Origin of the sequence: Halomonas fontilapidosi (genome assembly GCF_014192285.1) — a bacterium.
In the GTDB taxonomy this organism is placed as follows: domain Bacteria; phylum Pseudomonadota; class Gammaproteobacteria; order Pseudomonadales; family Halomonadaceae; genus Halomonas; species Halomonas fontilapidosi.
This window is the reverse complement of the sequence record NZ_JACHXQ010000002.1, coordinates 402,832-425,025: the sequence shown is the minus strand read 5'-3', so window position 1 is coordinate 425,025 and position 22,194 is coordinate 402,832. Positions and strand designations below refer to the sequence as shown.

General features: G+C 67.0%; 20 protein-coding genes and 1 tRNA gene. 12 read left to right on the top strand and 9 right to left on the bottom strand.

Going from position 1 to position 22,194, the window contains the following annotated elements; genetic code table 11:
• The first annotated feature begins 43 nt into the window (after positions 1-43).
• Positions 44-1,342, top strand: coding sequence for a M18 family aminopeptidase (locus FHR95_RS05585; RefSeq protein WP_183313668.1), 1,299 nt, complete (start codon positions 44-46; stop codon positions 1,340-1,342).
• A gap of 204 nt (positions 1,343-1,546) precedes the next feature.
• On the opposite strand, the gene FHR95_RS05580 is transcribed toward FHR95_RS05585, so the two are convergent.
• From FHR95_RS05580 to FHR95_RS05545, 8 genes are all read right to left on the bottom strand, one after another.
• Positions 1,547-1,623 (bottom strand) — tRNA-Met (locus FHR95_RS05580).
• A 56-nt stretch (positions 1,624-1,679) separates the two neighbouring features.
• Positions 1,680-2,771, bottom strand: coding sequence for a redox-regulated ATPase YchF (gene ychF / locus FHR95_RS05575; RefSeq protein WP_040187652.1), 1,092 nt, complete (start codon positions 2,769-2,771; stop codon positions 1,680-1,682).
• A gap of 202 nt (positions 2,772-2,973) precedes the next feature.
• Positions 2,974-3,564 (bottom strand): aminoacyl-tRNA hydrolase, encoded by a 591-nt coding sequence (pth, locus tag FHR95_RS05570; RefSeq protein WP_183313667.1) that lies wholly within the window; start codon positions 3,562-3,564, stop codon positions 2,974-2,976.
• Positions 3,565-3,650: 86 nt separating this feature from the next.
• Positions 3,651-4,304 (bottom strand): 50S ribosomal protein L25/general stress protein Ctc, encoded by a 654-nt coding sequence (locus FHR95_RS05565; protein WP_040187650.1) that lies wholly within the window; start codon positions 4,302-4,304, stop codon positions 3,651-3,653.
• A 126-nt stretch (positions 4,305-4,430) separates the two neighbouring features.
• A complete protein-coding gene (locus tag FHR95_RS05560; RefSeq protein ID WP_179862062.1) occupies positions 4,431-5,372 on the bottom strand; it encodes a ribose-phosphate pyrophosphokinase in 942 nt (313 codons plus the stop codon).
• An 88-nt stretch (positions 5,373-5,460) separates the two neighbouring features.
• Positions 5,461-6,330, bottom strand: a complete 870-nt coding sequence (ispE, locus tag FHR95_RS05555) for a 4-(cytidine 5'-diphospho)-2-C-methyl-D-erythritol kinase (RefSeq protein ID WP_183313666.1) — start codon at positions 6,328-6,330, stop codon at positions 5,461-5,463.
• Position 6,331: 1 nt separating this feature from the next.
• Positions 6,332-6,943: a lipoprotein insertase outer membrane protein LolB gene (gene lolB, locus FHR95_RS05550; RefSeq protein WP_183313665.1), complete on the bottom strand. Its 612-nt coding sequence runs from the start codon at positions 6,941-6,943 to the stop codon at positions 6,332-6,334.
• Positions 6,944-6,966: 23 nt separating this feature from the next.
• Positions 6,967-8,733 carry a tetratricopeptide repeat protein gene (locus tag FHR95_RS05545; protein ID WP_183313664.1) on the bottom strand — a complete coding sequence of 589 codons (1,767 nt, stop codon included), beginning with the start codon at positions 8,731-8,733 and terminating at the stop codon, positions 6,967-6,969.
• A 202-nt stretch (positions 8,734-8,935) separates the two neighbouring features.
• On the opposite strand from FHR95_RS05545, the gene hemA reads away from it, so the two are divergent.
• The 5 genes from hemA to FHR95_RS05520 all read left to right on the top strand — a co-directional run bounded on the left by hemA (position 8,936) and on the right by FHR95_RS05520 (position 13,588).
• On the top strand, positions 8,936-10,204 hold the full coding sequence (hemA, locus tag FHR95_RS05540) for a glutamyl-tRNA reductase (RefSeq protein WP_183313663.1): 1,269 nt from the start codon (positions 8,936-8,938) through the stop codon (positions 10,202-10,204).
• Between the two features lie 9 nt (positions 10,205-10,213).
• On the top strand, positions 10,214-11,308 hold the full coding sequence (prfA, locus tag FHR95_RS05535; RefSeq protein ID WP_183313662.1) for a peptide chain release factor 1: 1,095 nt from the start codon (positions 10,214-10,216) through the stop codon (positions 11,306-11,308).
• Positions 11,305-12,180, top strand: a complete 876-nt coding sequence (gene prmC, locus FHR95_RS05530) for a peptide chain release factor N(5)-glutamine methyltransferase (RefSeq protein WP_183313661.1) — start codon at positions 11,305-11,307, stop codon at positions 12,178-12,180. The genes prfA and prmC overlap by 4 nt, the downstream gene beginning before the upstream one ends.
• A 149-nt stretch (positions 12,181-12,329) precedes the next feature.
• Positions 12,330-12,830: a winged helix-turn-helix transcriptional regulator gene (locus FHR95_RS05525; RefSeq protein ID WP_040187639.1), complete on the top strand. Its 501-nt coding sequence runs from the start codon at positions 12,330-12,332 to the stop codon at positions 12,828-12,830.
• A gap of 8 nt (positions 12,831-12,838) precedes the next feature.
• Complete coding sequence (locus tag FHR95_RS05520) at positions 12,839-13,588, top strand: HesA/MoeB/ThiF family protein (RefSeq protein ID WP_183313660.1); 750 nt, start codon at positions 12,839-12,841, stop codon at positions 13,586-13,588.
• Between the two features lie 57 nt (positions 13,589-13,645).
• Here the strand turns inward: FHR95_RS05520 and aptA are convergent, their stop codons facing one another.
• A complete protein-coding gene (gene aptA / locus FHR95_RS05515; RefSeq protein ID WP_183313659.1) occupies positions 13,646-15,004 on the bottom strand; it encodes an omega-aminotransferase AptA in 1,359 nt (452 codons plus the stop codon).
• Positions 15,005-15,447: 443 nt separating this feature from the next.
• Between aptA and FHR95_RS05510 the strand changes: the two genes are divergently transcribed.
• The 6 genes from FHR95_RS05510 to FHR95_RS05485 are packed head-to-tail and all read left to right on the top strand — an operon-like array spanning position 15,448 to position 22,156.
• Positions 15,448-16,737 carry an NAD(P)/FAD-dependent oxidoreductase gene (locus FHR95_RS05510; protein WP_183313658.1) on the top strand — a complete coding sequence of 430 codons (1,290 nt, stop codon included), beginning with the start codon at positions 15,448-15,450 and terminating at the stop codon, positions 16,735-16,737.
• A 32-nt stretch (positions 16,738-16,769) separates the two neighbouring features.
• A complete protein-coding gene (locus FHR95_RS05505; protein ID WP_082042746.1) occupies positions 16,770-17,897 on the top strand; it encodes an ABC transporter ATP-binding protein in 1,128 nt (375 codons plus the stop codon).
• Between the two features lie 10 nt (positions 17,898-17,907).
• The gene (locus FHR95_RS05500; protein ID WP_183313657.1) at positions 17,908-18,831 is read left to right on the top strand and encodes an ABC transporter permease; all 924 of its coding nucleotides are present in this window, start codon (positions 17,908-17,910) and stop codon (positions 18,829-18,831) included.
• Entirely contained in the window at positions 18,828-19,625 is a 798-nt protein-coding gene (locus FHR95_RS05495) for an ABC transporter permease (RefSeq protein WP_052448912.1), read from the top strand. The genes FHR95_RS05500 and FHR95_RS05495 overlap by 4 nt, the downstream gene beginning before the upstream one ends.
• A gap of 41 nt (positions 19,626-19,666) precedes the next feature.
• Positions 19,667-20,731 (top strand): ABC transporter substrate-binding protein, encoded by a 1,065-nt coding sequence (locus FHR95_RS05490; protein WP_183313656.1) that lies wholly within the window; start codon positions 19,667-19,669, stop codon positions 20,729-20,731.
• Between the two features lie 57 nt (positions 20,732-20,788).
• The gene (locus FHR95_RS05485) at positions 20,789-22,156 is read left to right on the top strand and encodes a glutamine synthetase family protein (RefSeq protein ID WP_183313655.1); all 1,368 of its coding nucleotides are present in this window, start codon (positions 20,789-20,791) and stop codon (positions 22,154-22,156) included.
• Positions 22,157-22,194: the final 38 nt, after the last annotated feature.

Sequence of the window (22,194 nt, the reverse complement as noted above, 5' to 3'; positions counted from 1 at the left end):
GTGCCGCCAAGACCCCTGAAATGCCCCGCAACAGAGGAATTCCATGTCCCAGGATGCCCGCCTCGAGCGCCTGCTCGATTTCCTGCGTCGATCTCCCACGCCCTGGCATGCCACGGCCAACATGGCCAGGCGCCTGGAGGAGGCCGGCTACCGGCGTCTCGACGAGACCGAGGCCTGGCGTCTCGTCCCTGGCGAGCGCGTCTATGTCACCCGCAACGACTCCTCGCTTATCGCCCTGCAGCTACCGCGTGAGCGCCTCGCGGCGCTGCGCCTGATCGGCGCCCATACCGACAGCCCCGGCCTGCGGCTCAAGCCCAACGCGGCCCAGAGTGCGGCGGGCTGGCTCCAGCTCGGCGTCGAGGTCTACGGCGGGGCCCTGCTGGCGCCCTGGTTCGACCGCGACCTGGGGCTGGCGGGGCGGGTGCACCTGCGCCACGCCGACGGCCGCATCGAAGGTGTGCTGCTCGATGTTGACCAGCCGATAGCGATCATTCCGAGCCTGGCGATTCATCTGGATCGCGAGGCCAACAATGGTCGTGCCATCAACGCCCAGACCGAGATGGCCCCGGTCTTCCTGCAGGGCGGAGAAACGCCTGATCTCGAGCGCCTGCTCAAGCGCTGGCTTGCCGAGCAGCATGGCCTCGAGGACGTCGAGCTGCTCGACTTCGAGCTCGCCTTCCGCGACATGCAGCCGCCGTCGCGTGTCGGCGTCGAGGGAGAACTGATTGCCAGTGCCCGCCTCGACAACCTGCTCTCGTGCTTTATCGGTCTTGAAGCCCTCTTGGCGTCCGATGGGACGCAAGGAGCCGTGCTGGTGGCCAACGACCACGAGGAGGTGGGCAGTGCCAGCGCGTGCGGCGCGCAGGGGCCTTTCCTCGGCGATGTGCTGCGGCGGGTGAGTGCTCAGCTCGGCGAGGGCGGAGAAGAGGGCTTCATCCGCCTGATCCAGGCCTCGCGGCTGATCTCCTGCGACAATGCCCACGCCCTGCACCCCAACTTTCCCGACAAGCACGATGCCGGCCACGGCCCGGCACTCAACGGCGGGCCGGTGATCAAGGTCAATGCCAGCCAGCGCTATGCCACCAACAGTGCTACCTCGGCGCTGTTCCGTGACCTCTGTCGCGAGGCCGAGGTGCCGGTGCAGACCTTCGTGACCCGCGCCGACATGGGCTGCGGCAGCACCATTGGCCCGATTACGGCCACCGAGCTTGGTGTGCCGACCCTGGACGTGGGCGTGCCTCAGTGGGCCATGCACTCGATCCGCGAGACCGCCGGCGCCCGCGACGTGGAGTTACTGACGCGGGTGCTGACCGCCTTCTTCGACCGCCCCGAGCTGGCCTAGAGTAGTGAAGTACGAGAGGCGCCGGGAGCAGGGCGAAGGGGGGCTATGCCAGGGATGGCATCGGTAGCGTACCTGGAGGTCTTTACAGCGCCTCCTCGTTGGTCCGACACTTCGGGACTTGCTCCCGGGTAAGCCTCGAGTAAGGATAGGCAAGAGTTCTCAAACGAAAAAACCCGGCGCCAGGGGCGCCGGGTCTTCGGTATCTGGTGGCTACGCCCTGATTTGAACAGGGGACCCCATCATTATGAGTGATGTGCTCTAACCAGCTGAGCTACGTAGCCGAACAACGGGGGCGAATTCTACGGCGTTTGCCCCGCCGGGTCAAGGGTATTGCGGCTCAGACGTTGAAGCGGAAGTGGATCACGTCGCCATCCTGGACGATGTACTCCTTGCCCTCCAATCGCCACTTGCCGGCATCCTTGGCTCCCTGCTCGCCACCCAGCGTGACGAAGTCGTCGTAGGCGATGACCTCGGCGCGGATGAAGCCCTTCTGGAAGTCAGTATGGATCACCCCGGCGGCCTCGGGTGCGGTGGCGCCCACCTTGACCGTCCAGGCGCGGACTTCCTTGACCCCGGCGGTAAAGTAGGTCTGCAGTCCGAGCAGGGCATAGCCGGCGCGAATCACCCGATCGAGCCCCGGCTCCTGCATGCCCATCTCGTCGAGGAACATGGCGCGCTCCTCGTCGTCGAGTTCGGCGATCTCGGCCTCGATCTGGTTACATACCGGCACCACCACGGCGCCTTCCTCGGCGGCGATCTCATTGACCACGTCGAGGTAGGGGTTGGCCTCGAAGCCATCCTCGTTGACGTTGGCGATGTACATGGTGGGCTTGAGGGTCAGGAAGCCGAAGCTCTTGAGCTGGTGCTTGTCATCATCGCTCAGGCCGAAGCTTCTCAGCGGCAGGCCTTCGGCCAGGTGGGGCTGGATGCGCTCGAGGATCGCCTTGGTGGCAATGGCGTCCTTGTCGCCGCCCTTGGCCACGCGCACCAGGCGCTGGATGGCCCGCTCGACGGTGTCGAGGTCGGCAAGCGCCAGCTCCATGTTGATGATCTCGATGTCGGCACGCGGGTCGATCTGGTTGGCGACATGGATGACGTTGTCGTTGTCGAAGCAGCGCACCACGTGGGCGATGGCCTGGGTCTCGCGGATATTGGCCAGGAACTTGTTGCCCAGTCCCTCGCCCTTGGAGGCGCCGGCCACCAGGCCGGCGATATCGACGAACTCCATGGTGGTGGGCAACACCTTCTGCGGCTTGACGATCTCGGCCAGCGTGTCGAGTCGCGGGTCGGGCATGGGCACGATCCCCACGTTGGGCTCGATGGTGCAGAAAGGGAAGTTCTCGGCGTCGATACCGGACTTGGTCAGCGCATTGAAGAGGGTCGACTTGCCGACGTTGGGCAGGCCGACGATACCGCAGTTGAAACCCATGGGAGTGTCCTGGAAAGCGTGTTCGCGAGTGGAAAGTGGCGAGTATTCTACGGAAGCGCGGAGCGCCAAGCTACCAGCGCCAAGCGGCCAAGCGGCCAAGCGGCCAAGCGACGGGCCGAGGGCAATGCCAGCAGGAGGCGGCCCAAGACAGGAGCGTTCCGGGCGTGGCGGCCCGTCGTCGTTCCCCTTGTCGTTCGCGCTTTCAGCTCGGCGCTGTAAAACTGTGCAACCGGTTCATGGCGTTCGCCCAGTCGCCGGCCATGGCCTGGGGGAGGGTAGCCAGGCATTCGTCGATGGCCGCATCGATTGCGCTGCGTTCGGCCTTGCCGGGCCGGCCCAGCACGTAATTCGTCACCTGGCGGCTGTCGCCGGGATGGCCGATACCGATGCGCAGGCGGTGGAATGACCGGTCATTGCCCAGGGCGCGAATGGTGTCGCGCAGGCCGTTGTGGCCACCGTGGCCGCCGCCCGTCTTGTAGCGTGCCGTGCCCGGTGGAATGTCGAGTTCGTCGTGGGCCACCAGTAACTCGCCGGGCGTCAGCTTGAAGAATTGGCAGAGTGCCGCCACCGCGCCGCCGCTGCGGTTCATGAAGGTGGTGGGCTCGAGCAGGTGCACGTCCTGGCCATCCAGGTGGACCTTGGCGTGCAGGCCCAGGAACTTCTTATCGGGGCGCAGCTCTCCGCCCGCCGCTCGAGCCACGGCCTGTACCAGCCAGGCACCGGCATTGTGGCGGGTGGCCGCGTAGTCGGCGCCGGGGTTGCCCAGCCCAATGATCGCCTTGACCTGACTCATCGCGTCTCTCCAAAAAAAATCAAGCGCCGGGGCGCTTGATCAATGACGGCAGGGCCATGCCAGGCATGGCCCCGGGCAAGCGCCGATTACTCGGCGCTGCCTTCGCCTTCCTCGCCCTCGGCGGCTTCACCGCCTTCTTCGTCCTCTTCCGTACCGCGGACCTTGGGCTTGGTGATGCTCAGTATGGCGTTATCGTGATCCGCGCCATGGGTGAGCGCCACCAGCGTCACGCCGGCCGGCACGCTGAGGTCAGAGAGGTGCAGGGTCGTGCCCAGTTCGGTCTCGGTGATGTCCACCTCGAGGAAATCGGGCAGATCCTTCGGCAGGCAGCTGATTTCGACCTCGTTGGAGAGCACGTGAAGCTCGCCGCCCTCGTCCTTGATCCCCTTGGACTGCTCCTCGCCTACCACGTGCAGCGGCACGCGCATGGTGATCTCATGCGTGGCGTCGACCCGCAGGAAGTCGGCATGGGTGATCAGCGGCTTGTAGGGGTGACGCTGCAGGTCGCGTACGACCACCTGCTGGGCCTGGCCATCCACCTGGAGGTTGATCACCGAGGAGAAGAAGGCCTCGTCTTCCAGCGCCTTGTAGAAGCTGGTCTTGTCGACGGCAATGGGCTGCGGCGCCTTCTCACCACCATAGATGATGGCCGGCACCTGTTCGTTCGCACGACGCAGGCGGCGGCTCGCACCTTTCCCCAGGTCGTTACGAACGCTGGCATTGAGTGTGTAATCGGACATGGAATTGCCTCTTTCTGAAAGTAAGGAAAACGCCGTGGCCCGCGACCAGACCATGGCGTTTCCGGGAGCCCCGCAGGGCGTGTGTCCCGCGCCTTGTTCCCCCGGGCGAACCCGAAGGGGTCGGACTCAGTGGAACATGGCGCTGACGGATTCTTCGTTGCTGACCCGGCGAATCGCCTCGGCGATCAGTCCGGCGACGCTGAGCTGGCGGATCTTGCCGCTGCGCCGCGCGGTCTCGGAGAGGGGGATGGTGTCGGTCACCACCACTTCGTCGAGCACCGAGCCGGTAATATTGTCGACGGCCGGACCCGACAGGATGGGGTGGGTCGCGTAGGCGACCACGCGCCGCGCCCCGCGGGCCTTGAGGGCCTCGCCGGCCTTGCACAGGGTGCCGGCCGTGTCGATCATGTCATCGACCACCACGCAGGTGCGGTTCTCGATCTCGCCGATGATGTGCATCACCTGGGCCTGGTTGGACGCCGGGCGACGCTTGTCGATGATCGCCAGGTCGGCGTTGAGCTGCTTGGCAATGGCTCGGGCCCGCACCACGCCACCGACGTCCGGCGATACCACCACCAGGTCGTCGTAGTTCTGACGCTCGATATCGTCGAGCAGGATCGGCGAACCGTAGACGTTGTCCACCGGCACGTCGAAGAAGCCCTGAATCTGGTCGGCGTGCAGGTCCATGGTCATGACGCGGTCGACGCCGGCCTTGACCATCATGTCGGCAACGATCTTGGCCGAGATCGGCACGCGTGCCGAGCGTACCCGGCGGTCCTGACGGGCATAGCCGAAGTAGGGCACTACGGCCGTGATCCGGGTAGCGGACGCACGGCGCAGGGAGTCAACCATCAGGATCAGTTCCATCAGGTTGTCGTTGGTCGGTGCACAGGTGGACTGCAGGATGAATACATCCTTGCCGCGCACGTTCTCGTTGATCTCGACGGCGACCTCGCCATCGCTGAATTGGCCGACCGTGGCGTTGCCCAGGTAGGTATCCAGGCTCTCGGCGACCTTTCGGGCGAGTTCGGGATTGGCATTCCCGGCGAAAACCATCAATTTTGACACGCGCAGCCACCTTTGCTGTGTGGGGTCTTCAGGGATTCGGGTCGGGGAGTCGTTCCGGGATGCCTTGGCGCCCGTGGGCGGCTGAAGGTCATCGACCCAGCGCAGCATGGAGAGGTGAGCGATTCAGACCGCGAGCCGTGAAGGCTTGCCAGCCCTTGGGAACCCCGCTCAGGAGTCCTTCTGCCCGTGCCCTGGTGTCGAACCGGGCAAAGACGCAGGCGCCGGTGCCGGTCAGCATGGTCGGCGCTCGGGTCGCTAGCCAATCGAGTGCATGCGCCACCTCGGGATACAGTGCCCTGACGGTGGGCTCGCAGTCGTTGCTCCAGCTCGCCGCTCCCCCCTGCAGTGCGCGCGCCATGGTAATCGGGGGGGTGTGGCGTGTCAATTGCGGCGCCGTGAACACCGCCGGTGTCGAGACCGTCACGCCGGGGTGGATGACCACGAACCAGGGAGTATCGAGTTCGACCGGTGTGAGGCGTTCGCCGACCCCCTCGGCCCAGGCCGCGTGTCCGTGCACGAAGACCGGCACGTCGGCGCCCAGGGTCAAGCCCAGCCGTGCCAGGCGTTGCAGTGACAGCCCCAGGCCCCACAGGGCATCGAGACCCAGCAGCGTGGTGGCGGCATCCGAGCTGCCGCCACCGAGCCCCCCGCCCAGCGGCAGGCGCTTGTCGAGGTGGATGTTCGCTCCCAGGCGGCAGCCGCTCTCGACCTGCAGCAGGCGGGCGGCACGCACGATCAGGTTGTCCTCGGCTGCCACTCCGGGCAGCTGAGGCGTCAGGTGGATCTCGCCGTCCTCGCGGCCACGCAGGGTCAGGGTGTCGCCGTGATCGAGGAACTGGAACAGCGTCTGCAGTTCGTGGTAGCCATCCGGCCGACGACCGGTGATATGCAGCAGGCGGTTGAGCTTGGCCGGTGCCGGCAGGGCCAGCGCCTCGCGGAGGGGGGGAGCAGGTATCATGTCAGTCGTCGAGGGCCGGGCGCCAGTCGGTGACCACCAGCGTGACGCGCAGGTCGTCATAGGTCATGACCAGGCGCCTGGGTAGCCAGAGGTCGGCGACACGCATCCAGTCACGGTAGGTGATCTCCCAGCCATCCTGTTCGAGGCGCTGGGGGAAGCCCAGCGCGTCCTTTTCCAGGCGATGCGGGGTGTCCTCGGCCGGCAAGCCGCGAATCCAGTCGGCGAGTGCGCTGACCGGCAGCGACCAGCCCAGCTGCTGCTCCATCAGGGCTTCCGGCGTCTCGGCTTCCCAGCGCCCGTCCGGGGTGTTCATCGAGAAGCGCCCTTCGCGCCCTTCCAGCGTGCTGCGCCCGCTGCCGAAGGGTCCGCTGATCAGCAGCCGGTAGTAGTGGGGGTGCTGGCTCCAGTCCAGATTGGCACTGGTGGACTCCTCGGGGGTGCGCAGGCCGACCTTGCCGACCAGTACCCAGGTATCGAGTTCAGCCAGGCGCTCGGCCTGGGCCTGCCATTGGCCTGCGGCGCGCTCGACCTCGGGGGCGGGCACCCGGCCGGCGCAACCGGCCAGCAGGGCCAGGGCGAGCAGGAGGGCAAGCAGTCGCGGCAGGGGTGTCATGGCGAATTCCGTTCGTCGGGGGGTCAGTCGTTGCGCCCGGACGCGCCGAGCGCCGGATAACGTTGCAGTAGCTCGTCGATCAAGGGGCGCTCCTCGAAGCGCTGTCGGGCCTCGTCGAGCAGCTTGCGTGCGCGCTCCTCTTCGCCCAGCACCCAGAGCACCTCGATAAGGTGAGCGGCGATCTCCTGGTCGGGCATCGCCGACCAGGCGCGCTCGAGCCAGGGCAGGGCGCCCTCGGGGTCGCCCTGGCGATAGCGGACCCAGCCCTGGCTGTCGAGGATCGCGGGGTTGCCCGGTTCGAGGGCGTGGGCCCGCTCGATCAGCTCACGAGCTTCTTCCAGGCGACCCTCGAGGTCGGCATCGGCGAGGGTGTAACCCAGGGCGTTGAGGGCATTGGCGTTGTCTGGGTCCTGCTCGATGATATGGCGAAGGTCTGCCTCCATGGCGGCGAGATCGCCATCGGCAAAGGCCCGCATTGCCCGCTGATAGCGCAGCTGCTCGTCGTCGGGGCGCTGGGCGAGTTGACTGTCGAGCAGCGCATCGGCCTGTTCGGCAAGGCCGGCCTCGTCGAGCAGCTCGACCTCCAGAGAGGCCAGCTGACTTTGGTAGGCCTCATGGCTCAGCCGTTCCAGGCGCAGGAAGGCACGCGCATCGAGCAGTCGGTCGTCCTCGATCAGCATCCGTGCCGCACTCAGGCGGGCCGTCAGGAACTGCTCGCCCGGGGGTACCTGGCGATAGTAAAGCAGGGCGTTATCCACTTCGCCCTCTTCCTCGGCGATAGCCCCCAGCAGCAGGAAGGCCAGCGGCGGTGCCTCGTCGTCGCCGACCAGCGGCAGCAGCAGTCGTCGTGCCGGGGGCAGGTGCTCCTCTTCCAGGAACAGGCGTGCCAGGCCGAGGCGCAGCTCGGGGTCGTCGCCGTGATCATCGATCAGGGCGTCGGTGGTGGCCTCTGCGGCCTCGATGCCGCCCAGGCGAATCTCGGCGCGCGCCAGCAGCAGCATCAGGCGCGGGTCGCCCGGCGTCAACGCCAGGCCGCGCCGCGCCGCCGATCGAGCGCTCGCCGGGTCATCGGCCTCGAGGGCCAGGCGGGCGCGGATCTGCCATAGCTCAGGCAGCTCGGGAGCCACCCGAGCCAGTCGCGACAGGCGCCGTTCGGCGGCTGCGCGCTCGCCGGCGGCGGCTTCCAGCAGGGCAGTCGCCAGTTCGCTGTCGTGGCGTGTTTCGTCGAGGTTGGCCAGATGCTCACGCATTCTCGCCAACAGTGGCGCCGGGTCGGCACCGGCCTCGAGGGCGCTCTCCACGAAGCCGGTCAGCTCCTCCTGGGCGCCTCGGGCGATGGCCGCCAGGCGTTGCGCCAGGGCGGCATCCCATTCGCCGCGCCGCATGGCGAGGCTGGCGAGCAGGCGCGCGGGCGCATCGCTTTCCGGCGCCAGGGTCTGCCAGCGGCGTGCGGCGTCCTCGAGCAGTGAGGTGTCCTCGCTGAAGCGGGCGGCCAGGGTGGCGCGTTCGGCGAGCGGGGCGGAGCCATAGCGCTCGGCCACGTCGAGAAAGCGGCTGGTAGCACGCCGGTAGTCGCCGCGCTGTCCGGCCAGCTCGGCCACCAGCAGCCCGGTGAGGCTGTCGGCATCCAGTCCGCGGGTCACCGGCGGCGCATCCGCCATCGGGTCTTCGTCGGCGCCGACCGTCGTGAAAGACCCCGGTAGCGTCTGGCAGCCGGCGAGCAGGGTCGCCAGCACTATCGGCGCCAGGGGGAGGCGTCGATTGATTCGGGAGAGCGTTCCGCGGGACATGCGCGTCTCGTACTAAAGGGAGTGTGGCCAGCATAACGGCTCGACTCCGCCGGGCAAAGCATGATCCCGATCACGGCATGTCATGGCGCCCCGGGCGGGCGGCCTGTGGTAGAATGCGTCGCTTCGAGGATGGGCGGTCCGCGTCGGCGGACATCTTCACTGCGCCCCTGCCGGAACCACGACTCGCGAAGACGCCGAACGCATGACGCTTCTTGCCCTGGGAATCAACCACCGGACCGCCACCATCGAGGTGCGCGAGCAGGTCGCCTTTTCGCCGACTCAGTTGGAGGCGGCGCTGGCCGAGCTGCGTGCGCTGCCGGAGGTGCGCGAGGCCGCGGTTCTCTCCACCTGCAACCGTACCGAGCTCTACTGCGTCACCGATGCTGTCGGCGAGCGCGAGATCCTCGACTGGCTGGGCCGGTTTCACGGGCTGAGGGTGGAGGATCTCTCGCGCTGCGCCTACCACTTTCACGAGAACGAGGCGGCGCGACACCTGATGCGCGTGGCCGTGGGGCTGGACTCGATGGTGCTGGGCGAGCCGCAGATACTGGGCCAGCTCAAGGAGGCCTACCAGGCCAGCCGCCGAGAGAAGGGGCTGGGCAAGGAGCTGGAGTGTCTTTTTCAGCACACCTTTGCCGTGGCCAAGCAGGTGCGTACCGAGACCGGCATCGGACGCAACCCGGTGTCGGTGGCCTATGCGGCGGTGAGCCTGGCCAGCCGTATCTTTGGCGACTTCACCCGCTCGCGAGCGCTGCTGATCGGCGCCGGCGAGACCATCGAGCTGGTGGCGCGCCACCTCCACGAGGCGGGTGTGCGGCAACTCACCGTGGCCAACCGCACCCGCGAGCGCGCCGAGGCCCTCTCCGGGCCACTGGGCGGTGAGGCGATTACCCTCGATGCCATTCCCGAGGCGCTCGTCCAGGCCGACATCGTGATCTCCTCGACCGCCGCACCGTTGCCGATCCTGGGCAAGGGCATGGTCGAGCGGGCGCTGAAGAAACGCCGCCACCGTCCTGTCTTCATGGTCGACATTGCCGTCCCGCGCGACATCGAGCCCGAGGTGGGCGAGCTCGGCGATGTCTTCCTGTATACCGTCGATGACCTTCAGGAGGTCATCGAAGAGAACCGCCGACACCGGCAGGTGGCCGCCGACCAGGCCGAGTCGCTGATCGAGCACGGGGTGGGTAATTGGCAGCACGAGCGGCGAATCCGCAGCGGCGGCGAGCTGATCCGCGACGTGCGCGCCCGCGGCGAGGCCATGCGCGAGCTCTCCGAGCAGCAGGCCCTGGCGCGCCTGGCCCGCGGCGAGGACCCCGAACTGGTGATTCGACGCCTGGCCCACCAGCTCACCAACCGACTGATGCACCGTCCCACCGTGGCGATGCGCGAGGCGGCTTCCCGGGAGCGTCGTGACCTGCTGGACGCTGCCACCGCGCTGCTGCTGGATGAATCCAACGACCACTCTCGATAGGATGCGCCGATGAAAGCCAGCCTGCGCCAGCGCCTCGATGCCTTCGTCGAGCGCTTCGAGGAGCTCTCCGCCCTGCTGGCGGAGCCCGAGGTGATCAGCGACCAGAGCCGCTTTCGCGACTATTCGCGGGAATATGCCGAGCTCGAACCCTTGGTGGAGGCCTGGCGCGAGTATCGCGCCGTGGAGGCCGATATCACCTCCGCCGAGCAGCTGCTCGGCGATGCCGACGCCGAGATGCGCGAACTGGCCGAACTCGAGCGGGACGAGGGTCATGAGCGGCTTGCGGCCCTTGAGATCCGTCTCAAGCAGCTGCTGGTGCCCCGCGATCCCGACGACCGGCGCAACGTCTTCCTCGAGATTCGCGCTGGCACCGGCGGCGACGAGGCGGCGCTGTTCGCCGGTGACCTCTTCCGCATGTATTCCCGCTATGCCGAGCAGCACGGCTGGAAGGTCGAGGTGGTCAGCGCCAGCCACGGGGACCAGGGCGGTTACAAGGAGATCATCTCGCGCATCAAGGGCGAGGGCGTCTATGCGCGGCTCAAGTTCGAATCCGGGGCGCACCGCGTGCAGCGGGTGCCGGCCACCGAATCCCAGGGGCGCATCCACACCTCGGCCTGCACCGTGGCAGTGATGCCCGAGGCCGACGAGGTGGGCGACATCGATATCGACCCAAGCGACTTGCGAGTCGATACCTTCCGCTCCAGCGGCGCCGGCGGGCAGCACGTCAACACTACCGACTCCGCGATCCGCATCACCCACCTGCCCAGCGGGGTGGTGGTGGAGTGCCAGGAGGAGCGCAGCCAGCACAAGAATCGCGCCAAGGCGATGTCGCTGCTCGCTGCGCGGCTCAAGCAGTCGGCCGTGGCCAGCCAGCGGCAGCAGCAGGCCGATGCCCGGCGCAGCCTGGTGGGCTCGGGCGATCGCAGCGAGCGTATTCGCACCTACAACTTTCCCCAGGGCCGAATCACCGACCATCGCATCAACCTGACGCTCTACAAGCTCTCCGAGGTGGTCAGCGGCGAGCAACTCGACGACGTGATCGAGCCGCTGATCCACGAGTACCAGGCCGAGCAGCTGGCGGCGCTTCAGCAGGATGCCGGATGATCCTCGACGCCCTGCTGGCGCGGGCGACGCAGCGTCTTCTCCAGGCCGGCTCAGCGAGCCCTCGGCTCGATGCCGAGGTGCTGCTGTGCCATGCGCTGGGTGTCGACCGCACCTGGCTTTACACCTGGGGTGACCGCGAGCCGCCGGTCTTCGAGCGGGCGCGCTTCGAGGCGCTGCTGGCGGCGCGCGCCCTGGGCCACCCGGTGGCCTACCTGACCGGCGAGCGAGAGTTCTGGGGGCTGCGGCTGGCCACCTCGTCGCATACCTTGATTCCCCGCCCCGATACCGAGCGTCTGGTCGAGGCGGCGTTGGCCCACGCCTCGCCTCCCGAGGGACATCTGCTGGACCTTGGCACCGGCACCGGGGCCATCGCCCTGGCCTTCGCCAGCGAGCAGCCCGGCTGGTCGGTGGTCGGTATCGATCAACGTCCCGAGGCGGTGTCGCTGGCCCGGTACAATGCCGAGCGCCTCGCCATCGGCAACGTCGAGTTTCGCGTGGGCGACTGGTTCACGGCGCTGGACCACGCAGATAGCGTGGAGCGTTTCGCGCTTATCGTCTCGAATCCGCCTTACATCGCCGCGGACGACCCCCACCTGCAGCAGGGCGATGTGCGCTTCGAGCCGGCCAGCGCGCTGATCGCCGCCGAGGAGGGACTGGCCGACCTGCGCCACCTGGCCAGTGAAGCTCGTGCTTACCTCGTGCCCGGCGGCTGGCTGCTGCTGGAGCATGGCCAGGGCCAGGGGAGGGCGGTGCGCGACGCCCTCGCCGCGGTCGGCTATGACGAGATCGCGACGCTTCGCGATCTGGGGGGGCATGAGCGGGTCAGTCTGGGACGCCGCGTTGACAGTGTGACTGGTGAGGGGCGGTCGTGATGTGGTACTTCTTGGCCAGCAAAAAACGCCACGTCTCGTCGCCTTTGCATTCGTGAAACCCATCGGAGCGTCTTCGGTGGAGTGATTTTCAGGTGATCGTGCGGTCACGATGACGTGAACGGCCCATCCCTATCGGCACGCCCACGACCATGAAAGCCAAGACCCGCACCCTCGATCGCATCGATCTCAAGATCCTGCGCTGCCTGCAGGAGAATGCCCGCATCTCCTACGTCGACCTGGCCTCCCAGGTTGGCCTCTCCACCACGCCTTGCCTGGAGCGCGTCAAGCGCCTGGAGCGTTCCGGTATCATTCGTGGCTACAAGGCGCTGCTCGACCCTCGGGCGCTCAAGGCCAACCTGCTGGTGTTCGTCGAGATCAGCCTGGAGACCCAGTCGCCGGCGGTGTTCGACGAGTTTCGTCGTGCCGTGGCCATGCTGCCACAGATCCAGGAGTGTCACCTGGTGTCGGGGCAGTTCGACTACATTCTCAAGTGCCGGATTCCCGAGATGTCCGCCTATCGCCAGCTGCTCGGCGACGTGGTGCTGACCCTGCCCGGGGTGAAGGAGTCCAAGAGCTATGTGGTGATGGAGGAGGTCAAGGAGGACTTCAGCCTCCACGTGCCCGACATCGAGGAGTTCGAGGAGAAGTGAGCCCATCGATGGATGACCAGGCCCTGCTGCGCTATAGCCGCCAGATCATGCTCGAGCAGATCGACATCGATGGCCAGGAGCGGCTGCTGGCCAGCCACGCCCTGGTGGTGGGCGCCGGCGGGCTGGGCTCGCCGGTGGCCCTCTACCTGGCGGCCGCGGGGCTGGGTCGGCTGACGCTGGCCGATGCCGACGAGGTCGAGCTTTCCAACCTGCAGCGCCAGATCGCCCACGCCACCGCCGACCTCGGTCGCAACAAGGCCGAGTCGGCCCGGGAGGCGGCGCTTGCCCTCAACCCCGCTTGCACGATTCAAGCGATCACCGCGCATCTCGACGGCGCATCGCTGGCGCAAGCCGTCGCCGAGGCGGACGTGGTGCTCGACTGCACCGACCGCTTCTCCAGCCGCTATGCGATCAACGCCGCCTGCCGGGCGGCACGCGTGCCGCTGGTCTCCGGGGCGGCGATCCGCTTCTCCGGCCAGCTCGCCGTGTTCGATGCCCGCGACCCCGATTCACCCTGCTATGCCTGCCTCTACCCGCCGGACGACAGCGGCGACGAGGCGCTCAGTTGCGCCGAGAGCGGCGTGGTGGCGCCCCTGGTGGGGCTGATCGGCAGCTTCCAGGCCCTGGAGGCGATCAAGCTTGTCAGCGGCGCCGGCACGCCTCATCGCGGACTCTCCACCTTCGACGGCCTCAGCGGCCAGTGGCGCCACTTCGGTGTGCCGCGCGACCCCGCCTGTCCGGTCTGCGCCGCCTATTGACAAGAGCCCTGGCCAAGCGCGCGCGGCCGCCATGGCGTCGAGCCGCGAGTTCGCCGCTCACGCCAGCCGGTCCAGCGTCGTGGCCACGGCATCGAAGAGCCGCTCGAGCTCCGTCTCCGTGCTGGCGAAGGGGGGGCCGAACTGCAGGGTGTCGCCGCCATAGCGCACGTAAAAGCCCGCTTCCCAGAGCGCCAGGTGAGCATCCCGGGGACGGATGGTCGGGTCGCCATGGCGGGGCGCGAGCTGCAGCGCGCCGGCCAGGCCGTGGTTGCGGATATCCACCACATGCGGGCGATCCCTGAGGGCGTGGAGTTTAGCCTCGAAGGCCGGGGCAATGGCCCGCACCTGGCCGGGGAAGTCCTCACGCTCGAACAGGTCGAGGGTGGCCAGTGCCGCGGCGCACGCCACCGGATGGGCGCTGTAGGTATAGCCATGGGGGAACTCGATGGCATGCGCCGGGCCGCCCCCTGCCATGAAGGTATCGAAGATCTCACGCGAGGCGATCACCGCCCCCATGGGCACCGCGCCGTTGGTGAGCTGCTTGGCCACGTTCATGATGTCCGGGGTGACGCCGAAGGCCTCGGCGCCGGTGCGGGCCCCGGCCCGGCCGAAGGCGGTGATCACCTCGTCGAAGATCAGCAGGATGTCGTGGGCGGAGCAGATCTCGCGCAGCCGCTCCAGGTAGCCCCGCGGCGGCACGATGACCCCGGCGGAACCGGACATCGGCTCGACGATCACCGCGGCGATGCTGGAGGCGTCGTGCAGGGCGATCTGGTCGAGCAGGGCGTCGGCGAGCTCCGCACCGCTGTCGGCCTGGCCACGGGTGAAGGCGTGCGTCGGCTGCAGGGTATGGGGCAGGTGGGTGACGTCCATCAGCTGGCCGTAGTGCTTGCGGTTGCCGCCGATTCCGCCGAGGCTGGTACCGCCGATATTGACGCCGTGATAGCCCTTGGCGCGGCCGATCAGACGGGTCTTCTCCGGTCGGCCCTGGAGGCGCCAGTAGGCACGCGCCATCTTGACCGCCGTGTCGGCGGACTCGGAGCCGGAATCGGTGAAGAAGACGTGGTCCAGCCCCGGCGGGGTCAGTGTCGCCATGCGTTCGGCCAGCTCGAAAGCGAGCGGGTGGGCGACCTGGAAGCCGGGAGCATAGTCCAGCCGGCTCAGCTGGGCCGCCACCGCCTGCTGGATCTCGGGACGGTTGTGGCCGGCGCCGCAGGTCCAGAGGCCGGAGAGCGAGTCGAACAGCCGCCGCCCGCGGTCATCGATGAAATAGCGTCCGTCGGCAGCGGTGATGACGCGGGGATGCGCATGGAAGTCGCGATTGGCGCTGAACGGCATCCAGTAGTGATGGTTGAGCGGGCTGGGCCCCTTGCCGTTCTCGATGACATGGGGATCAGGGGCAGTCGACGCCTTCATGGGGGGACTCCTTGGTCGGGGCGTTTTTCTTCACCAAAGCATGACGGGTGTCTCGGCGCCACCCAAGCCTCTTCTGCCGACGCCTGCATGAAGGAGCTCTGAGGCGAAGGCGCCGCTTCGCTCATCATGTGGGCGGCCATGGTGGTGATGAGGGTTGGTGGTGATTAATTGACGTTACCACGCTCGTTTACTGGTGTCCTGAGGCGCTGCGTGACCTCCGTATTTTCGCTTCGTCGTATTTTTTCTTTATAATCAGATTACTATATTAATATCTGTGAGTGATTGCCTTGACGCCAACATCGCTCGGTTTATTGGCAGGTGCTAAATACTTGACAGTTATTGCCGTGCTGGTGTCAAACTGAGGTGGCCTGCCCGGGTGAATTCACCGGGCGAGGAAGCCAACAACAACCAGCGCACCGCGCATCACACAACAGGTGTCCCGCATGACGACCCCGCCGCTGGCGCCGCCCGCCTCCTGGTACCGCGACTCCATCGCCGTCGAGCTTGGCGACTGCCCCCCGCTCGAGGGGGAGGTGCGGGCCGATGTCTGCGTGGTCGGTGGTGGCATCACCGGTTGCTCGGCGGCGCTGCACCTGGCCGAGCGGGGCTATTCGGTGGTGCTGCTCGAGGCCGGGCAGATCGGGCATGGCGCCTCCGGGCGCAGCGGCGGTCAGATCCTCCCCGGGCTGGGTACCGACATCAGCACCGTGGAGAAGGCGCTGGGGCGAGAGCGGGCCCGGGATATCTGGGAGATGAGTCGCGAGGCGGTGCGCCTGACCGCGGAACTGGTCGAGCGCCACGCGATCCCCTGTGAGCTTGCCTGGGGCTATTTGCATGCCGCGGTCAAGCTGCGTCACGTGCGTGAACTCGAGGCCTTCCGCGAGCGCATGGCCCGTGACTTCGGCTACCCGGCGCTTTCCATGCTTCAGGGCGATGCCCTGCGCGAGCACGTGGTGACCGACGCCTACCCGGCGGCCCTGCATGATGCCGAGGGCGGCCACCTGCATCCTCTCAACTATACCCTGGGCCTGGCGCGGGCGGCCCGCCGCGCCGGGGTGACGATCCACGAGCAGAGCGCCGCCGTGGAGGTCCATCACGGCCAGCCAGCCAGCGTGGGCACCACCGCGGGTCGGGTCACTGCCGACTTCGTGGTGGTGGGCACCAACGCCTATCAAGCAGGCCTGATGCCCGAACTCTCGGGTCGCGTCATGCGCGCCGCCAACTACATGATCGCTACCGAGCCGCTTTCGGCCGAGCGGGCGGCCCGGGTGCTGCCCCGCAACGATGCCCTGTCCGATGCCAACTTCGTGCTCGACTACTACCGGCTCTCCGCCGACCGTCGCCTGATCTATGGCGGCGAGGTCAGCTACGACGGACGCGAGCCACGCGGCCTCGAGGCGCGCATGGATGCCAAGATCGCGCGGATCTTCCCGGTGCTCGAGGGGGTGCGCATCGACTATCGCTGGGGTGGAGACGTGGCCATCACGCTCGACCGGGCGCCGGACTTCGGCCGGTTGGGCCGCAATGTCTACTACGCCCAGGGCTATTCCGGACACGGCATGGCCCTGGCGGGGCTGGCCGGCAAGCTGCTGGCCGAAACCATCGCCGGCCAGAGCGAACGCTTCGATGTCTTTGCCGCCATGCCCCATCGCCACTTCCCGGGTGGTGCCCTGCTGCGCAAGCCGCTGCTGGTGCTGGCCACTCACTTCTACAAACTGCGGGACCGGCTGTGAACCGGGCCATCGAGAACCGAGAGGGCACCCCCATGAGCGACACCATCGCGGCGGAAGCCATCGCGTCACCGGGCGCGCCACAGGCCGGGGAAGTGGCAGGGGACGAGGCGAGCCGCGAGGCCTCCTCCATCGAGATGCAGGGGCTTCACAAACGCTTCGGGCGGGACACCGTGGCCCTGGACGGCGTCGATCTGACCATCGAGGCCGGCGAGTTCTTTACCCTGCTCGGCCCCTCGGGCTGCGGCAAGACCACCCTGCTGCGCATCCTTGCCGGCCTCGAGGAGGCCGACGACGGCCGCCTGGCGATCGGCGGCAAGGACATCACCGAGGTGCCGCCGCACAAGCGCAGCGTCAATACCGTCTTCCAGTCCTATGCGCTCTTCCCGCACCTCTCGGTGCGCGAGAACCTGGCCTTCGGGCTCAAGATGCTTGGCCTGCCCCGCGAGGAGCGCGAGGCCCGGGTAGCGAAGATCGCCGAGTTCATCAAGCTGGGCGACCTGGTGGACCGCCGCGTCGACCAGCTCTCCGGTGGCCAGCGCCAGCGCATCGCCCTGGCTCGCGCGCTGGTCAACGAGCCCGACGTGCTGCTGCTCGACGAGCCGCTCTCGGCACTCGACGCCGGCCTGCGCAGCCAGTTGCAGGTGGAGCTCTTGCGAGTGCAGAAGCGCCTGGGGATGACCTTCGTGTTCGTCACCCATGACCAGCAGGAGGCCATGGTGATGTCCGATCGCATCGCCGTGCTCAACGGCGGGGTGATCCAGCAGGTGGGGCCGCCCCGGGAGGTCTATGAGCACCCGGTCAACGCCTTCGTCGCCCGCTTCATGGGCCACGACAATCTCTATCCGGTCACTGCCCGCCACCACGATCGCCTGACCACGCCGCTTGGCGAACTCACCGCCGAGGACGCCGGGGAGGGCGGCCTGCTGCTGATCCGTCCCGAGACGCTGGATCTGCTGCCCGGTGAGGTGGCCGGCGACAACCACCTGCCGGCGACGGTCAGCGAGCGGCTCTACCGCGGCAGCCATGCCGAGTATCGCCTGGAGATCGGCGCGAGCACCCTGCAGGCGACCCTCAACAACCGCGGCAGGCACCTGCCCGAGGTGGGGGACCGGGTCACGGTGTCGGTGGCCCCCGAAGATCTGGTTACCCTGAGCGAGTGAGGAGACGCACATGGCCTATACCGGCGTAACGCCCTCCGCCCGCAGCCGCGGCATGGTGCGCGAGGCACGGCACCTGCTGGTCACCGTGGCGCCTGGGGCGACCTGGATCGTGATCTTCCTGGTGCTGCCCAGCGCCTACCTGATGGGCGTGGCCTTCATGACCAACGGTCCCTATGGCCTGCCGGAGATGCCGCTGTCGCTGGAGTCGTTCCGGCGCCTGGCGGGCTTCGGCTTTCTGGGCTGGAGCCCCGGCAACCTCTACACCCTGCTGCGCTCGCTGTGGCAGACGCTGGTCTCTACCGGCCTGGTGGTGATCGTCGCCTATCCCATCGCCTACTACATCAGTACCTGCCGCGCTAAATGGCGGCCGATCATGCTGCTGCTGGTGGTCGTGCCGAGCTGGACCAACCAGGTGATCCGCACCTTCGGCTGGATGAACCTGCTGGCGCCGGGCACGCCGCTCTCCAACCTGGCCGAGGGCCTCGGTTTCATTGCCCCCAACATGGGGCTTTATCCCTCGAACTTCGCGGTGACTCTGGGCCTGGTCTACAACTTCCTGCCGTTCATGGTGCTGCCGCTCTACGCCGCCTTCGAGAAGCTCGACACCGCCCAGGTGGAGGCCGCCCAGGACCTCTTCGCCTCGCCGGTGCGTGCCTTCTGGCACGCCGTCTTCCCCCAGACCCTGCCGGGGCTGCTGGCCGGCATCGTGCTGGTGGCGATCCCCGCCTTCGGCATGTACGTGATCCCCGAGCTGCTGGGCGGTGGCAAGGGCATGATGCTCGGCAACCTGGTGGCCAACCAGTTCGCCGGTGGGGCCAACTGGCCGCTGGGAGCCGCCGGCGCGATCCTGATGCTGATCGCCACCTTCATCGGGCTGTTTGCCATGCGTCGCATCGGCAAGCGCCTGGGTGGCGGCGAGGAGGTGGTGATATGAGAAAGCGCACGCTCAAGCGCGGCCTGACCGCCTTCTGGTGGGCCACGCTGGCCTTCCTCTACCTGCCGCTCGCCGTGGTGGTGCTGTTCTCCTTCAATGCCTCCAACAGTGCGGCGACCTTCACCGGCCTCTCGCTGCGCTGGTACGGCCGCCTGATGGGCAACGAGGAGATCCTCTCGGCCTTCGCCAACAGCATGATACTTGCCATCAGCTCCTCGGTGATCGCGCTGGGCATCGGCTGCTTGATCGGCTATGGCATGTATCGCCATCGTCACCGCAAGCTGGGCTGGCTGATCGTGCTGATCTACCTGCCCATCGTGCTGCCGGACATCGTCTTCGGCATCTCGGAGATGGCCTTCTTCGTGCAGGTCCATCGCCTGACCGGGCTGCTGCAGCCGGGCCTGGTGACCATGATCATCGCCCACGTCACCTTCCAGATCCCCTTCGTGGCGCTGATCGTCTACTCGCGCTTCGTGGGCCTGGACCCGACCCTCTTCGAGGCCGCCAAGGACCTCTACGCCTCGCCGGTCAAGCGGGTGGTGCACTTCATGCTGCCGACCATCAAGCCAGCGTTGATCTCGGCCTTCTTCCTCTCCTTTACGCTGTCGGTGGATGACTTCGTGATCAGTTTCTTCACCGCCGGCCCCGAGAGCGCGACCCTGCCGATCTACATCTGGGGCGCGATTAAGAAGGGGGTATCGCCCGAGATCAACGCCATCGCCACGCTGATGATCGCTGCAGTGGCCATTGCCGCCATCATCAGTCTGATATTCAGCCGTCGCCGGCAGGCATGAGCCGGCCAAGCCTTCCCTAGGGGAAACCAGGAGAGTCCGAGATGACAATCAACAAGACCGCACTTGCCCTGTCTGTCGGCGCCGCACTGCTTGCCGGCAGCGTTCAGGCCCAGGAGAACAAGCTCTACCTGTTCAACTGGACCGAGTACATGGACCCCGAGATCATCGAGGCCTTCGAGGAGAGGTACGATGTCGACGTCGTGCAGAACTACTTCAACTCGCTGCCCGAGATGTTCGCCAAGCTGAATGCCGGCGGGGTCTCCCAGTACGACATCATCGTGCCGTCCAACTACTACGTGCCGCGGCTGATCCAGACCGGCCTGGTGCAGAAGCTCGACAAGTCGAAGCTCGAGAATCTCGACAACGTCATGGCGCAGTTCCGGGACCCGGCCTTCGATCCGGGGGCCGAGTACAGCGCGCCCTATCAGTGGGGCACCACCGGCATCGTCTACAATACCGAGACCTTCCCGGAGGCCCCCAAGAGCTGGTCGCTGCTGTTCGACCCCGAGGTTAATCCCGACCATCCCTTTGCGCTGATGGGCGATGGCCAGGTCAGCATGGGCGGTGCCTGCGCCTACCTGGGCCATGGCTATGACTGCACCGACATGAACGCCTGGAAGGAGGCCGCCCGGCTGTTGATCGACACCAAGGGACGCGACACCTTCAGTGGCTTCACCGATGGCACCCCGGCGCTGCAGCAGCTGGCGCGTGGCGTCACCCATGTGGGCCTCTCCTATAACGGCGACTACCTCTTCTTCAAGGACGAGGACCCCGAGACCTTCGAGCACCTGGACTTCATGATCCCCGACGAGGGCGCCGAGATGTGGGTGGATTCGATGCTGATTCCGGCCGAGGCGCCCAATCCGGATATGGCCCACAAGTTCATCGACTTCATTCTGGATGCCGAGGTCGGCGCCCAGCTCTCCAACTACAACTACTATGCCAGCCCCAATGCGGCCGCCGAGCCCTACCTGGATGCGGTGCTGACCGAGCCGCCAGTCCAGCCCAGCGAGGCGGACATGGAGCGGCTGCGCTTTACGCCCAGCCTGGAAGGCGATGCCCTGCAGACCTTCCAGCAGCTCTGGTCCGAGGTCCAGTCTCGCTGAGCGCAGGGCCCCCGGCATCGGGCCGGGGGCCCGCCATCCCGAGCAAGGAAATTCCCCATGAGTAACCGACAGGAGCAGCCGCTCCTCAACGACTGGTTCCAGCGTCACGGCATTACCGAGGTCGAGTGCCTGGTCAGCGACCTGACCGGCATCCTCAAGGGCAAGATCATGCCCGCCGGCAAGTACCTCAACGGCGGCCGACCGCGGCTGCCCGATTCGATCTTCATCCAGACCGTCACCGGCGGCTATCCCGATGACGAGGACATCCGCTTCTGGAATCCCGCCGAGCGCGACATGGAACTGGTGCCCGATTCGAGCGCCATCTACCTGGTGCCCTGGGCCGAGGATCCCACGGCGCAGATCATCCATGACTGCTTCTACCTGACCGGGGAACCGGTCGAACTGGCGCCGCGCCATGTGCTGAAGCGGGTGCTGGAGCTCTACGCCGCCCGCGGCTGGACGCCGGTGATCGCGCCGGAAGTGGAGTTCTACCTGGTCAAGACCAATACCGATTCCGACTACCCGCTGGAGCCGCCGATCGGTCGCACCGGCCGCCAGGAGAGCAGCCGCCAGTCCTTCTCCATCGATGCGGTCAACGAGTTCGACCCGCTGTTCGAGGAGATGTACGACTACTGCGAAGCCATGAACCTGGACCTCGACACCCTGATCCACGAGGAGGGCGCCGGCCAGATGGAAGTCAACTTCCAGCATGGCAACCCCTTGACCCTTGCCGACCAGGTGGTGATGTTCAAGCGTACCCTGCGCGAGACGGCGCTGCGCCACGGCATGTATGCCACCTTCATGGCCAAGCCCATGGCCAATGAGCCGGGCAGCTCCATGCATATCCACCAGAGCCTGCTCGACGCCAAGGACGGGCACAACGTCTTCGCCGACGCGGACGGCCAGCCCAGCCAGCTGTTCCACCACTTCATCGGCGGGCTGCAGCGCTACCTGCCCGCGGTGATGCCGCTGCTGGCGCCCAACGTCAACTCCTACCGTCGATTGATGCGCACCGAGACCAGCGGCTCGGCCCCGATCAACGTGGAGTGGGGCATGGACAACCGCACCGTGGGTCTGCGCGTGCCGGTGTCATCGCCCGAGGCGACGCGGGTCGAGAACCGCCTGGCGGGGGCGGATGCCAACCCCTACCTGGTCATGGCGGCGTCGCTGGCCTGCGGCTATCTGGGCCTGCTGGGTCGTCTCGAACCGCGCCCGCCGATGACCGGCTCTGCGTGGTCAGGCGGCAACAAGCTGCCCGACGATATCGGGCCGGCACTGGATCTGCTGCACGATTGTCAGCCGCTGGCCGATATCCTCGGCGAGCGTTTCACCCATAGCTACCTGGCCGTCAAGCGTGCCGAACACCGCGCCTACTTCCAGGTCATCAGTTCCTGGGAACGCGAGCACCTGCTGCTGAGGGTGTAGCAAGACTGTGGGGCCCCAAGGGAAAAACAACTGTTTCA